Source organism: Rhodococcus sp. JS3073, from assembly GCF_026810085.1.
Lineage (GTDB): Bacteria > Actinomycetota > Actinomycetes > Mycobacteriales > Mycobacteriaceae > Rhodococcus_F > Rhodococcus_F wratislaviensis.
This window is the reverse complement of the sequence record NZ_CP113951.1, coordinates 8101535-8115163: the sequence shown is the minus strand read 5'-3', so window position 1 is coordinate 8115163 and position 13629 is coordinate 8101535. Positions and strand designations below refer to the sequence as shown.

The 13629-nt window shown below is 65.3% G+C and carries 10 protein-coding genes and 3 pseudogenes; 11 read left to right on the top strand and 2 right to left on the bottom strand.

The window, feature by feature from the left end:
- Positions 1-75: 75 nt before the first annotated feature.
- The 4 genes and pseudogenes from OYT95_RS36985 to OYT95_RS36970 all read left to right on the top strand — a co-directional run bounded on the left by OYT95_RS36985 (position 76) and on the right by OYT95_RS36970 (position 4248).
- On the top strand, positions 76-1944 hold the full coding sequence (locus OYT95_RS36985) for a DUF3556 domain-containing protein (RefSeq protein WP_268790433.1): 1869 nt from the start codon (positions 76-78) through the stop codon (positions 1942-1944).
- Positions 1941-3374 carry a phytoene desaturase family protein gene (locus tag OYT95_RS36980; protein ID WP_268790432.1) on the top strand — a complete coding sequence of 478 codons (1434 nt, stop codon included), beginning with the start codon at positions 1941-1943 and terminating at the stop codon, positions 3372-3374. Before OYT95_RS36985 ends, OYT95_RS36980 begins: the two co-directional genes overlap by 4 nt.
- Positions 3371-3928: pseudogene (locus OYT95_RS36975) on the top strand (enoyl-CoA hydratase-related protein); the annotation flags it as partial. The gene OYT95_RS36980 and the pseudogene OYT95_RS36975, both read left to right, overlap by 4 nt.
- Before the next feature lie 185 nt (positions 3929-4113).
- Complete coding sequence (locus tag OYT95_RS36970) at positions 4114-4248, top strand: hypothetical protein (RefSeq protein ID WP_255221683.1); 135 nt, start codon at positions 4114-4116, stop codon at positions 4246-4248.
- On the opposite strand, the gene OYT95_RS36965 is transcribed toward OYT95_RS36970, so the two are convergent.
- Positions 4226-5536, bottom strand: coding sequence for a PucR family transcriptional regulator (locus OYT95_RS36965; protein ID WP_268790431.1), 1311 nt, complete (start codon positions 5534-5536; stop codon positions 4226-4228). The two genes, OYT95_RS36970 and OYT95_RS36965, sit on opposite strands and share 23 nt — an antisense overlap.
- A gap of 389 nt (positions 5537-5925) precedes the next feature.
- Between OYT95_RS36965 and OYT95_RS36960 the strand changes: the two genes are divergently transcribed.
- From OYT95_RS36960 to OYT95_RS36950, 3 genes and pseudogenes are all read left to right on the top strand, one after another.
- Entirely contained in the window at positions 5926-6726 is an 801-nt protein-coding gene (locus OYT95_RS36960) for an SDR family oxidoreductase (RefSeq protein ID WP_268790430.1), read from the top strand.
- 32 nt (positions 6727-6758) lie between these two features.
- Positions 6759-6946, top strand: a pseudogene (locus OYT95_RS36955) (enoyl-CoA hydratase-related protein); the annotation flags it as partial.
- Positions 6947-6971: 25 nt separating this feature from the next.
- A pseudogene (locus tag OYT95_RS36950) lies at positions 6972-7582 on the top strand (citrate/2-methylcitrate synthase).
- A gap of 57 nt (positions 7583-7639) precedes the next feature.
- Here the strand turns inward: OYT95_RS36950 and OYT95_RS36945 are convergent.
- Positions 7640-8686, bottom strand: a complete 1047-nt coding sequence (locus OYT95_RS36945) for a helix-turn-helix domain-containing protein (protein ID WP_268790429.1) — start codon at positions 8684-8686, stop codon at positions 7640-7642.
- A 913-nt stretch (positions 8687-9599) separates the two neighbouring features.
- On the opposite strand from OYT95_RS36945, the gene oxdA reads away from it, so the two are divergent.
- The 4 genes from oxdA (at position 9600) to nthB (ending at position 13592) form a co-directional block, all read left to right on the top strand.
- Positions 9600-10673: an aliphatic aldoxime dehydratase gene (oxdA, locus tag OYT95_RS36940; protein WP_112298344.1), complete on the top strand. Its 1074-nt coding sequence runs from the start codon at positions 9600-9602 to the stop codon at positions 10671-10673.
- Positions 10673-12232: an amidase gene (locus OYT95_RS36935; protein ID WP_268790428.1), complete on the top strand. Its 1560-nt coding sequence runs from the start codon at positions 10673-10675 to the stop codon at positions 12230-12232. Before oxdA ends, OYT95_RS36935 begins: the two co-directional genes overlap by 1 nt.
- 72 nt (positions 12233-12304) lie before the next feature.
- Positions 12305-12928, top strand: coding sequence for a nitrile hydratase subunit alpha (gene nthA / locus OYT95_RS36930; protein ID WP_037239134.1), 624 nt, complete (start codon positions 12305-12307; stop codon positions 12926-12928).
- Between the two features lie 25 nt (positions 12929-12953).
- Positions 12954-13592 carry a nitrile hydratase subunit beta gene (gene nthB, locus OYT95_RS36925; RefSeq protein WP_037239135.1) on the top strand — a complete coding sequence of 213 codons (639 nt, stop codon included), beginning with the start codon at positions 12954-12956 and terminating at the stop codon, positions 13590-13592.
- The last annotated feature ends 37 nt before the right edge of the window (positions 13593-13629 follow it).

The window sequence follows — 13629 nt, the reverse complement described above, 5'->3', positions numbered from 1 at the left end:
CAACGAACATCGCAACTCGGGACGCCCCCGAGGCGATGACCCCTACCCTCCGCCCGCCCTATCCAGGAGCATCCGATGGGATTCAAAACCGGGAACTTTCCCGAAGTAGACCCCGCAACATTCCTCGATCGCCCCTTCTTCGACCGGATCCGAGCCATGTCGACCCACTGGGTCGACTACGGCTTCGGCACCCCGAAGATGGTGCACACCATCTACATTCTGAAACTGCTCGTCCTCTACCTCGCCGCCGGACTGTCGATTGCGACGTTCACGTCCGGATACAACGTGCTCGACGTCGGCGCGTGGTGGAAGGCACCGATCGTGTACCAGAAGCTCATCCTGTGGACACTGCTGGTCGAGACCGTCGGTCTGGGCGGTTCGTGGGGTCCGCTCGCCGGCCACTTCAAGCCGATGATGGGCGGCGCCCTGTTCTGGCTCCGGCCCGGCACCATCCGCCTGCCACCCTGGCCGGGGAAGGTGCCGCTGACATCCGGTGACACTCGCACCATCTTCGATGTTCTCGTCTACGCCGCAATCTTGGTCGACATCGTCCTCGCGCTCGGATTCGCCGGCGTGCACACACCGTCTGTCGACGCGGCACTGCCCGGCAACCACGGCCTGGTGAACCCCACCCTTCTGTTGCCGCTGATCGCACTGCTGGTCGTGATCGGCCTGCGCGACAAGGTCATCTTCATCGCTGCCCGAGGCGAGCAGTACTTCCCGGCCGTCGTCTTCTTCGGTGTCCTTCCGTTCGTGGACATGATCGTCGCGCTCAAGCTGCTCATCGTGTCGGTGTGGGTCGGCGCCGGCATCTCGAAACTCGGCCACCACTTCTCGATGGTCGTGCCGCCGATGCTGTCCAACACCCCCTGGTTGCCGTCGAAGACGATCAAGCGCGCCCACTACCGCAGCTTCCCGAACGACTTGCGGCCGTCCATCGTCGCCGGCGGCGTCGCCCACGTTCTGGGCACCGTCGTCGAGGTGGTCACGCCACTGGTGTTGCTGTTCACCACGAATGGCACCATCACCCTGCTCGCGGTTGCGTTGATGGTGGCATTCCACCTGTTCATCCTGTCCACCTTCCCGCTCGCAGTACCCCTCGAATGGAACCTGCTGTTCGCGTACGCGGCAGTCTTCCTGTTCCTCGGGTTCCCGAACGCCGCCGGCTTCGGGCTGGGGGATTTTTCCTCACCGCTCCTGCTCGCTGCGATCGTCGCCGCGCTGGTGTTCTTCCCGATCCTCGGCAATCTGCGCCCCGATCTCGTGTCGTTCCTGCCCTCGATGCGTCAGTACGCCGGCAACTGGGCGTCCGCCACCTGGGCGTTCGCCCCGGGTGCGGAGGACAAGCTCGACGAGTTCATCACGCGGCCCAGTCAGAACACCCGCACCCAGTTGCTGGCGACCTACCCGCCCGCGGTGGCCGACGTGGTGATGCACCAACTGCTCGGCTGGCGGTCGATGCACAGCCAGGGCCGCGCCCTGTTGTCGCTGATGAGCCGCCATCTCGGGGACGACATCGACACCTACTCGCTGCGTGAGGCCGAGTTCAGCTGCAACTCGCTGGTGGCCTTCAACTTCGGTGACGGCCACCTGCACAACGAGTTCCTGATCGCCGCACTCCAGCGGCGCTGCAACTTCGCGCCCGGCGAGTTCGTCGTCGCCTGGATCGAATCGCAGCCCATCCACAAGGGCATCCAGGAGTACAAGGTGATCGACGCGGCCCTCGGTGTCATCGAGCGGGGAACGTACAAGGTGTCCGATGCCATCGCCGAACAGCCGTGGCTGCCGAACGGTCCCATTCCGTTCGATGTGCAGTGGACGTTGGACATCGACGCCGATCGGGCGATCACCGATCCCGGCTCACTGTCGGAACCGAGGATGCGCAGCAAGCACGCCACCGATTCGTCACTCCATGGTGACGAGGGCAGCGGAGTGCGGCGGTGACCACGGCAGTTGTCGTCGGCAGCGGGCCCAACGGGCTCGCCGCCGCGGTCCACCTCGCCCGGCACGGCGTCGACGTCCAGGTCCTCGAGGCCGCCGACACCATCGGCGGCGGCACCCGCTCCGGCGAACTCACCGTCCCCGGCCTGCTGCACGACGAGTGCTCGGCGTTCCACCCGATGGGCGCCGGATCGCCGTACCTGCAGACCCTCGACCTCGGCCGATACGGCTTGACCTGGAAGTGGGCCGACATCGACTGCGCGCATCCCCTCGACAGCGGGAAAGCCGGTCTCCTGCATCGTTCCGTCGACGCGACCGCCGCCGGACTCGGCGAGGACGGCGGACGCTGGCAGCGCATGTTCGGCGGGCTCGCCGACGGCTTCGACGACCTCGCCGCCGACCTGATGCGTCCGATCGCGAACGTGCCCCGGCACCCGCTGAAGCTCGCGAGCTTCGGGCCCCGAGCCCTCCTGCCTGCCGCCGTGACGGCCCGCTGGTGGCGCACCGACAAGGCCCGCGCACTGTTCGGCGGTGCCGCCGCGCACGCCTATTACCGCTTGGACCGCCCCGCGACATCGGCGGTCGGCATGATGATCATCGCCGCCGGTCACCGATACGGCTGGCCGGTCGCCGAGGGCGGATCGCAGTCGATCACCGGTGCACTGGCGGCCATGCTCACCGACTGGGGCGGGAAGATCTCCACTGGCGTCCGGGTGGACGCTATCGCTGATATCCCTCCGGCGGACGTCGTCCTGCTCGACCTGGCACCGTCCGCTGCACTGCGCATCCTCGGTGAACATGTCCCCGAAAGGGTCGCACGGGCGTATCGCCGGTTCCGGCACGGGCCGGCGGCGTTCAAGGTCGACTTCGCGATCGAGGGCGGGGTGCCGTGGGCCGATCCCGACTGCGGACGCGCCGGGACCGTCCACCTGGGTGGCACTTTCGCCGAGATCGCGGCCGCCGAACGCGATGTCGCATCCGGGCGGATGCCGCAGCGGCCGTTCGTCCTCGTCGGCCAGCAGTATGTCGCCGACCCCGGACGATCGAACGGAGATCTGCATCCGCTGTACGCGTACGCCCATGTCCCGCACGGCTACACGGGAGACGCGACGGAGGCGATCACCGCGCAGATCGAACGGTTCGCGCCCGGGTTCCGGGACCGCATCGTCGCCACGGTCAGCAGCGGACCGGCGCGACTGGCCGCGTCGAATCCCAATTACATCGGCGGCGACATCATCGGCGGCGCCAACACCGAGACCCAGGTGGTGCTGCGGCCGCGCATCGCCCTCGACCCGTACAGCACCGGCGTTCCGGGAACCTACCTGTGCTCGGCCTCCACGCCGCCGGGCGCCGGCGCCCATGGGATGAGCGGATTCAATGCCGCCCAATCCGCAATGCGTTACCTGCGCAGACACGGTGGTGATGTGCTGTGACGGTGGAAGAGTCCGAGAAAAGGGATCGCCGTGGTGCGGCTTTTCTCGAGCGGCACGGTCCGCTCGCAGTGATCACTCTCAATCGTCCCGAGGTCCGCAACGTCGTCGACTCGGCCGTCTCCGCCGCGGTCGGCGCGGCTATGGAGACGTTGGCCGCCTCGCCCGACCTTCGGGTCGGCATCATCACAGGAGCAGGAGACACCTTCTGTGCTGGTGCGGATCTGGCCGCATTGACTGCCGGGCACCGCATCGACGCGCCCGGACACCCGGGATGGGGGTTCGCCGGCTTCGTCGGGCATGACGTAGGCAAACCGCTCATTGCAGCCGTGAACGGTTCGGCCTCGGGTGGAGGACTCGATCTCATCTTGGCGTGTGACGCAGTCATCGTCAGTTCTCACGCCTCTCTCGGGTCCCGGGAAATGGGACGATATGCGGACGGGCATCCCGACTCTGTAGGACTCGGCCGCCGAGTCCAGGCCGGGGCGGTGTTCCCTCGCGACCCGCTCGAGCCGGAGACGGCACTGCGATGCGGAATGATCGACAGGGTCGTCCATCCACATGAAGTACTGCCGGAGGCCATGCGGCTGGCGCGTGCGCTCGCAACGACACCTCCACCCCTGGATGGGATCGGCGCAGCGGTCATGCGTCGTCGCGCCGGCAGGAACACCTCCCGGCACCGCAGCGATCCTGTGGTGCCGGGCCCGCCGCCCACCCCACGACGAAGACGAACCGAGGAATCATGCTGGAACGACTGTACGCAGCCCTACTGGCCGCAGCCGGACTGTCATTCGGCGACTACATCGCCCTCGAGGACGCGGTGAGCGATCCAGACGAACTGCCGCGGACCGCCATCATCGCCCACCCCCACCTTTGACCGTCGGCTCACCCTTTGCCTGATCCGGTGTCAGGACCACCGGTCCCAGCCATTGGCACACGAGCAGGGCGAGTTCGACGGCCAGGCGATCCCCGGTGAAGTCTTCCCCTCGTTCCTCCGCGGCCCGCTTCACCCGATACTTGACCGAATTGTAGTGCAGATCCAGCTTTTTCGAAGCAGCGACGTTACTGAGGTTGCTTGCGAGGTAGACCTGCACGGTCTCACGTAGGCGGGCCGCGTTCTCATTGTCCACCGCCAGGCCGCGCAAGACGCTGCGCACCCACGTCCGGGTGGCCGCGAGGTCCTCTATCAGCAGTGCGACCGTCGACACTCCTGGGTCGTCGTACGCGGTCACGACGGGGGCATTCTTTCCTGCAGCGATAGCGAGCGCTCGTGCGCGTTGAGCACGCGTGTACGACTGCCGAAATCCTTCCGGGCCGTTGGTGACCCCGCCGACCGCCATGACAAGCCCCGGATGGCGGGCCTCGAGGAACTCGCGCAGTTCGCCGTAACCTCGCCGGGGAGCCGAGCGCGTACCGAGTGGGACCCATACCCATCCGGTGACGCGGTCGGCCGCCACGAACAACGGATCGGTCGCTGCGCCCATGAACCCTGAGAAGTCGTGTGCCGCCGACTCGATTCTGGCCAGCATGTCTCCCGGACCGGTATCGGGAACCCAGATGATGGCCGCCAGGTGATTCTGATGCAGCACATAGTTGAGGGCGGCGCTGGCCCCAGCGTCCGGGTGTTCGTTGCCCGCCAGGATTTCCTGGACTCGGACGGCACGAACGCTGCTCTGGTGGGCCAGCCACCGTTCGCGTTCACGCTCGTAGACTTCGACCACCTGCTGCGACACCCTGTCGATGTACACCGACATCACCGTGATGATGCGCTCGAGCACCGGAACACCCAGCTCCGGCTCGACCGCTTCCCCACCCAGCTCGTCGAACACCAACTCGAGAAGGTTGGTCTGTCCGAGTCGGTATGCGCGCACGAGCGCGTTCACGGGAACCCCTTGCTGAGCAAGACGTCTCGCGTATTCCATCGCGGCAGCCGGCGCTTCCAGATTTTCCGGTGCGATGTTGTGCTGCAGCGTGTGGAAGATGGTGTCGAGGTTTCCTTCGACACTCGCACCGAGCAGGTCGAACAGCTGCCGATCGGCACGCAGATCGGGAATCTCGCTGTACAGAACATCTGTGATATCGGCCGTCAACGTCACCAACCGCTGGTTGAGCGAGCCCGCGATCCGTGCGACCAACAGCGCGGCGCGCTCGTCGTGTGAAGCCATGCGAAGACAATAGAGCAGTCGACACCCCAGCATGACGATTTATCCAGAACGTCATGCTCAGCGTCTCTACCTGCACACTTCCGCCCATCCGACTGTCCACCTCCTCACCGACACGACATGAGCATGTCCCCATAGGACAAACGGCCCACGTTTCTTGATGCTTCGCGGACGTGGTCACCATCACAGGACTCTCCTATCGTGGAGAGCGCTCGGCCAACGCCTGCGAACTGCTCGGTGAGCGACGCACGGCACCCCGAGACTCCGTCGTACGGGATTGGTTCGAGCGTTACCGTCCAAGTTCGACAGGCGCGGAACGGCTTCTCACCCACAGCGTCAACTACGAAGGGATTACAGTGAACAACACGAGCTTCCGCGGGAGAACCGCCGTCATGTCCGGAGGAAGTCGTGGCATCGGACTTGCCATCGCCCGCGCGATCGCGAGCCGCGGTGGGAACGTCGTCCTGCTTGCCAAGACCGATACCCCCGACCCTCGACTGCCCGGGACGATTCACACCGCCGTCGCAGAACTGAACGAACTGGGCGGACACGCCGTACCCGTTGTCGGTGACGTCCGAAGCGATGGCGATATCGCCCGGGTCGTCGACGCCGCTCTCGACAACTTCGGCGGCATCGACATCGTGGTCAACAACGCCAGCGTGCTGGATATCTCGAAGACCGAGGACCTGCCGCTCAAGCGGTTCGATCTGATGCAACAGGTCAACGTGCGCGGCACTTTCGCGCTGACCCGGGCGTGCCTTCCGTACCTGCAGAGATCTTCCGCCCCGCACGTACTGACGCTCTCACCGCCACTGAACATGTCGCAGCATTGGCTGGGCACCCATCCGGGCTACATGCTGGCAAAATACGGGATGACGCTGGCCGCGTTGGGCATCGCCGCCGAGTACGCGAATCAACCCGTCTCCAGCAACTGCCTGTGGCCGCAGACGATGATCGCGACGGCAGCGGTCGGGAACCTACTCGGCGGCCACGACAGCCTGGAACACTCCCGCTCCCCCGAGATCATGGCCGACGCCGCGATCGAACTGCTCGGCCGTCCCGCCGGCACCGACAACGGTCGCACGGTCCTCGACGTCGAAGTACTCACCGAAGCCGGTGTCACCGATTTCACGTCCTACGGTGGAACCGCCCCGTTGACGATCGACATCTTCGTCGACGCTGCAGCGGAATGACGTCGCATTCTTCCACGTCAGGCGTCGTAACCGCCGCGGGTGTCGGCGTATCCCTGGCGCTCGCGTGCGACCTCACCGTCGCTACGGAGTCCAGCTACTCCTTCTTGCGTTCGGCAAGGTCGGTCTCATACCGGACGGCGTAGGCACCGCCCTCGTCGCCGCGTCGATCGGCCGCGCCCGTGCCATGAAGATGACTCTCCTCGCAGAACGACTCCCATCATGGACACGAACAGCAGACCGTACCAATCCATTTCAACCCGGGACTGGAAGGTGTGGTCGCGTTCACCAGCGACATCGCCGAACCCGACAAGGACGGCGGCGCCCTGCGCTACCGCGGCGTCGACATCGAAGAACTCGTCGAGGGGCACGTCACCTTCGGCAACGTGTGGGCCCTGCTCGTCGACGGCCGCTTCGGCCCCGGACTGCCCCCGGCCGAACCGTTCCCCTGCCCGTGCACACCGGCGACGTCCGCGTCGACGTCCAGGCGGGCCTGGCCATGCTCGCCCCCATCTGGGGATACCAGCCCCTCCTCGACATCGACGACGACACCGCCCACGTCCTGCCGATGATCGAGGACACCGAAAAGACCGGCGACGCCCGCACCCTGGTCAAGGGCATCCTCGACCGCAAGGAAAAGCTGATGGGCTTCGGGCACCGCGTCTACCGCGCCGAAGACCCCCGCACCCGGGTGCTGCGCGCCACCGCCCAACGCCTGAACGCCCCCCGCTACGAGGCGGCCGCCGCCCTCGAACAGAAACGCCTCGGCAAACTCGTCCGCCCCGCCGCCATCTACACCGGACCCGCACCCCGCACCCCCGAGTCCGTCGAGGGCTGGGACCAGATCGCCTCGACGTAGGGGTCGACAGCACTGACTGAGGCGCCTACTGGCGGCGGATGGGCCTTCGGGCCTCGATCATCGGTGCTGTTCCCGGTAGCGGCTCGGACTGATGCCGTAGGTCGCCGTGAATGCTCTGCTGAAGACGGACAGATCGATGAACCCGAACTGGGCAGCGATGTCGGTCAGGGATCGGGGGATGTTGCGTGGGGCCACCATCGCTTGGCGGCAGGCCTCGAGTCGGTGTTCGCGAATCGTGGCAGCAGCGGTTGCGTCGAAGCGCGCGAACACTCTGTGGACGGTTCTGGTGGAGACGAAGAAGGCCTGAGCGATGCCGGACGGGGACAGGTCCGGGTCGTCGAGGTGCTGTCCGATGTACTGCACCATGTTCGCGTACAACTCCCGCATGGCGGCATCTGGATCGTCGGGCTGACACTCCTCCTGCGCCGCGGTGATGGCCAGGTCGGCCAAACCGCCGGCGAGCCCGATCGCGCCTCCGGAGGAGACCTCCCCGTCGGCGACGAGAAGGCTGGACAACATTGGTGACAGTAACTGTCCTACCGGGGAAGTGGAGCTGACGGTCCGCGCTGTCAACTGCTGTGACTGGCTCTCGGTGAGCGACACCGAGGCGCGCGGCCAGGTGAACACGCGCAGGTGCCAGTCCGGATGCAGGTTCCAGGTAAAGGGCCGTGACGTCTCGTAGAGGGCGAAATCACCCGGACCGAGAATGCAGGTACGCCCGTCCTGGATGAGCTGTCCCTCACCTGCGACCACCATGCCGATCTGCATCAACTCGAGTGGGTGGCGGTTGGCAAGCCTCGCCGTTCGGCGGAAGGATTGCGATGTCGCGGTGACGTCGGCAGCCATCAGGTGCGCGAAATGCCGGGTGTGGACCGCGCCGGTGAACTGCGTGGGCTCGGCGGGATCGATGTCCAGCGCGACGAAGGTGTCGCGGATCGTGTCGATCCAGGTGCCGAGCGTACTGGTCCGAACCACCTCGCGGCGCTGCTGAGGTGTCGACCCGGCGCGCGACAGTGGCGGTTGCGGCACTGGTGTGTTCACGGGCCGGGAATCCGAGCAGTCCCCATCCACGAGGTCGCCATCAGGCGGTGGCAACGACGTCATGGACAGCTCCTTCTCCTCGCGTGAACCTCACGCTATGAGCGGCGAAACCGCATGTCAACGCGCGCTCGCCCATTTACGCGGAAGAAACACGATTTCCAACCCGTGACAAAGCCGAATACCTGTCGGGGTGTGACTCACGAACCTTGTCAGTTCCGGCGCCAGTGGCTCCGCCCCCGCGATGACGATGTCGCGGAGCGCAAAGCGGGCAGTCGCTGAGCGTCAAACATCACGCCTCGGAAACTCCTACCGTTCGAGTACGCCGGAAATCCCGGACGGGACCGATTGCCGGTTCCTCGTCCTGACCGCCGGCGGGTCGCCGGTGTAGACAGGAGGACAACATGAAGGCATCGCCGTTCGTCACTCGGTGGACCTCGACCGAGCAATCACGGTGGCCGTGATCTTCCAATCGCCGCCGCCGACGTCGTCGTATCAGTGTTGGTGGCCATCAGTTTCATCGCATCCGCAGCGATTCTCCAACGCCATCGGCACCGTCGGGCCTGTGCGGCCGGGCCCGAACGAAGAGACACAGCATGCCGCTACTACTGCTCGACGCTGCCATTGCACTTCTCCGAATGCTGATCCGCCCTTACCGTTGGCCGGCCGACCTGAAGGAGGGTGTCACCAGACTTGCGACGGCGCGCGCTGATCGACGGTCGATGGCCCTGCACGCATACTTCGCGGGTGCACACGACGAGCGCATGTGCGCCGATGATTTCGGCGGCACAGCTACGTCCCGCGGGGAATCCAGACTGAACACTCCGCCCGGTAGCACGTTCTGCGCCGAGTGTCGCTGATCGTCGAACTACCTGTCGCTCGTCGTCAAATTCACACCGGCACACGAAGGTAACGTCAATTTCGATCCGAGTTGCCGAGCGTTCTCGGCAAGCCCCAACTCGATGACTCAGGAGTCCTCATGGAATCTGCAATCAGCGACCACCTCACATGTCCGCGGAGTTTGACCCGGCGTGTGCCCGACGACTACCAACCCCCCTTCCCCATGTGGGTGGGACGTGCCGACGAGCGCTTGCAGCAGGTGGTGATGGCGTATCTCGGCGTGCAGTTCCGCGGCGACGAGCAACGCCCGGCCGCGCTTGCTGCCATGCGCGACATCGTCGCCAGTTTCGATCTGGGCGACGGCCCGCTGCACCACGACCTGACCCATCATGCGGACAATCAGGGTTACGAGAATCTGATGATCGTGGGCTACTGGAAAGACGTTTCTTCCCACACACGTTGGCTCCACAACCCTGCGGTGGCCGACTGGTGGGCATCGGATCAACGACTGGCCGAGGGACTTGGCTACTTCCGCGAGATCGTGGCCCCACGGGCCGAGCAATTCGAAACGCTCTACGCCTTTCAGGACCACCTCCCTGGTGTCGGCGCTGTGATGGACGGGATCAGCGGCGAGATCAACGAACACGGGTACTGGGGTTCGATGCGCGAACGCTTCCCGATCTCCCAGAATGACTGGATGCAGCCCTCGGGCGACCTGCGGGTGCTCAGCGGCGATCCCGCTGCCGGTGGCCGTGTCGTGGTACAGGGCCACGACAATATCGCGCTGATTCGGTCCGGCCAGGATTGGAAGGATGCCGAATCCGAAGAACGCGCCCTGTATCTCGAGGAAATCCTCCCGACCTTGCAGCAGGGCATGGATTTTCTTCGCGACAACGGCGAGTCGGTGGGCTGCTACAGCAACAGGTTCGTGCGCAACATCGATGTGGAAGGGAACTACCTCGATCTGAGCTACAACATCGGCCACTGGGGTTCGCTCGACAAACTCGAGCGCTGGGCAGAATCCCATCCGACCCACCTGCGAATCTTCACCACCTTCTTCCGCGTCGCCGCCGGCCTGTCAAAACTTCGGCTCTATCACGAGGTCTCGGTGTTCGACGGGTGCGACCAGCTGTACGAGTACATCAACTGCCACCCCCAGACCGGCATGATGCGCGACGCCCAACCGGTCAAGCACGTGAGGAGCACCACCTGATGACAGTCATCCGACCGAACGCCGATGCAATCGGCTCTGCCGCAGATCATTACGGCCTCCATTTCGACGCCGCGACTCGTCAGGAGTTCGCAAGCTTGGTCGATGGCGCGCTCGGCTCGTACGACGTGGTCGACGCCCTGTATGCGGACGAGAGCGTCTCGGCACCGTCCCGCAATCATGCGACACCTGATGCAAGCGACAATCCCTTGGGCGCATGGTATGTCACCACGAGCATCTCGACGACGACAGAAGGTCCGCTGACCGGCCGGCGTGTGGCGATCAAAGACAATGTGACCGTGGCCGGCGTGCCCATGATGAATGGATCGCGGTCGCTGGAGGGGTTCGTTCCCACCCGCGATGCAACCGTGGTCACCCGACTGCTCGATGCCGGCGCCACGTTGGCGGGCAAGGCGGTATGTGAGGATCTGTGCTTTTCCGGTTCGAGCTTCACCCCGGCCACCGGTCCGGTACGCAACCCGTGGGACCCTGACCGCGAGGCCGGTGGATCCTCCGGTGGCAGCGCCGCCCTCGTCGCAGCCGGTGATGTCGATTTCGCGATCGGCGGCGACCAGGGCGGGTCGATCCGCATTCCGGCCGCATTCTGCGGCGTGGTCGGCCACAAACCCACGTTCGGGCTGGTTCCCTACACCGGCGCCTTCCCCATCGAGCGCACGGTCGATCATCTCGGGCCCATCACCCGCACGGTCGAAGACGCCGCCCTGCTTCTGTCGGTGATCGCGGGCCGAGACGGCCACGATCCCCGCCAACCAGACGACCTCGTGGTGGATGACTATGCGTCGACCCTCGACTCCGGCATCGAGGGCCTGCGGGTCGGGGTCGTGAGTGAGGGCTTCGGGCACGCGGTCTCGCAGCCGGAGGTCGATGATGCGGTCCGCGCGGCCGCACACCGGTTCACCGACGCCGGCGGTGTGGTCGACGAGGTGAGCATTCCGTGGCACCTGCACGCGTTCCATGTGTGGAACGTGATCGCCACCGACGGCGGCGCCTATCAGATGCTCGACGGCAACGGTTACGGCCTCAACGCAGACGGCCTCTACGACCCCGAACTGATGGCGTACTTTGCACAGCGCCGAATCCAGCACGCTGATGCCCTGTCCGAAACCGTCAAACTCGTCGCCTTGTGCGGCCATCACGGTGTCACCGCATTGGGCGGATCGAGCTACGGCAAGGCCCGCAACCTGGTACCGCGCGCTCGCGCCGCCTACGATGCGGCGCTGGAAAGCTTCGACGTCCTGGTCATGCCGACCCTGCCCTACGTTGCCTCCGAACTACCGGCGCAGGATGTGGACCGAGTCACGTACGTCACCAAAGCCCTCGGAATGATCGCGAACACCGCCCCATTCGATGTCACCGGCCACCCCGCCCTGTCAGTGCCGGCAGGTCTGGTGAACGACCTTCCCGTCGGAATGATGATCATCGGGAAACGATTCGACGACGCCACGGTATTACGCGCCGGCCACGCATTCGAACAGATCCGCGGCGCCTTTCCCACGGCGACCGGCCAACCGGCTACCAGTGCACGTCTGAGTCTCGCCTGAGACGAGGCGCGTCCTACCCGCCCACTCACACCACCACTTCACAAGTATCAGCCCCTACAGAAAGTGGAAACAATGTCGGCAACGATCGAACACACACCAGACAACGCGGCACCACCGCAAGCGCCGGCGTCGGATCGCGCGTGGGCCCTGTTCCGTGCGCTCGACGGAAAGGGCCTGGTCCCAGAGGGTTACACCGAAGGGTGGAAGAAGACCTTCGAGGAGGACTTCAGCCCGAAACGCGGCGCCGAACTCGTCGCGCGAGCCTGGACCGACCCGGAATTCCGCAACCTGCTCCTCACCGACGGCACCGCCGCCGTCGACCAGTACGGCTATCTCGGACCGCAGGGCGAATACATCGTGGCGCTCGAAGACACCCCCACCCTCAAGAACGTGATCGTATGCTCCCTGTGCTCGTGCACCGCGTGGCCCATCCTCGGGTTGCCGCCGACCTGGTACAAGAGCTTCGAGTACCGTGCCCGCGTCGTCCGTGAACCTCGAAAAGTTCTGTCGGAGATGGGCACCGACATCCCGAAGAATGTCGAGATCCGCGTGTACGACACCACCGCCGAGACCCGCTACATCGTGCTCCCCCAACGGCCGGCCGGCACCGAAGGCTGGAGCCGAGAGCAACTGCAGCAGATCGTGACCAAGGACTGCCTGATCGGGGTCGCAGTCCCACAGGTCCCGGCCAACTGAACCACCGAACCAAAGGAGAGAGACCATGGATGGAGTACACGATCTCGCCGGTGTTCAAGGATTCGGCAAGGTGCCCCACACCGTCGACGCCGATATCGGCCCTACCTTCCACGCCGACTGGGAACACCTGCCCTACAGCCTGCTGTTCCTCGGAGCGGCGGACCTGGGGGCATTCAGTGTCGACGAGGTTCGCCACGTCGTCGAACGGATGGAACCCCGCCACTACATGATGACGCCCTATTACGAGAGGTACGTCATCGGCGTTGCCACCCTCATGGTCGAGAAGGGCATTCTCACCCACGACGAACTCGAAGTCCTCGCCGGTGGCCCGTTCCCGCTGTCCCGTCCCGCCGACTCGGCGGGACGTCCAGCCCGCACCGACACCATCACCTTCGAAGTCGGTCAACGCGTCCGGGTGCGCGACGAATACGTTCCCGGGCATATTCGCATGCCCGCCTACTGCCGCGGCAGGGTCGGGACCGTCACCCACCGCACCAACGACCAATGGCCGTTCCCGGACGCCATCGGCCACGGCCGCACCGACGCAGGCGAGGAACCGACCTACCACGTCGAGTTCGCGGCCGAGGACCTCTTCGGAGAAGACACCGACGCCGGCAGCGTCGTAGTCGACCTGTTCGAGGGGTACCTCGAACCGGCGGCCTGACCCTCTGCCCACACTGTCCCCAGCGGGCGTCGGCGGG

Bases quoted from the DNA above. Each gene is read 5' to 3' on its own strand.
- OYT95_RS36985 (WP_268790433.1), top strand. From the start codon at position 76: ATGGGATTCAAAACCGGGAACTTTCCCGAAGTAGACCCCGCAACATTC.
- OYT95_RS36970 (WP_255221683.1), top strand. From the start codon at position 4,114: ATGCTGGAACGACTGTACGCAGCCCTACTGGCCGCAGCCGGACTGTCA.
- OYT95_RS36965 (WP_268790431.1), bottom strand. From the start codon at position 5,536: ATGGCTTCACACGACGAGCGCGCCGCGCTGTTGGTCGCACGGATCGCG.
- OYT95_RS36960 (WP_268790430.1), top strand. From the start codon at position 5,926: ATGTCCGGAGGAAGTCGTGGCATCGGACTTGCCATCGCCCGCGCGATC.
- OYT95_RS36945 (WP_268790429.1), bottom strand. From the start codon at position 8,686: ATGACGTCGTTGCCACCGCCTGATGGCGACCTCGTGGATGGGGACTGC.
- oxdA (WP_112298344.1), top strand. From the start codon at position 9,600: ATGGAATCTGCAATCAGCGACCACCTCACATGTCCGCGGAGTTTGACC.
- OYT95_RS36935 (WP_268790428.1), top strand. From the start codon at position 10,673: ATGACAGTCATCCGACCGAACGCCGATGCAATCGGCTCTGCCGCAGAT.
- nthA (WP_037239134.1), top strand. From the start codon at position 12,305: ATGTCGGCAACGATCGAACACACACCAGACAACGCGGCACCACCGCAA.
- nthB (WP_037239135.1), top strand. From the start codon at position 12,954: ATGGATGGAGTACACGATCTCGCCGGTGTTCAAGGATTCGGCAAGGTG.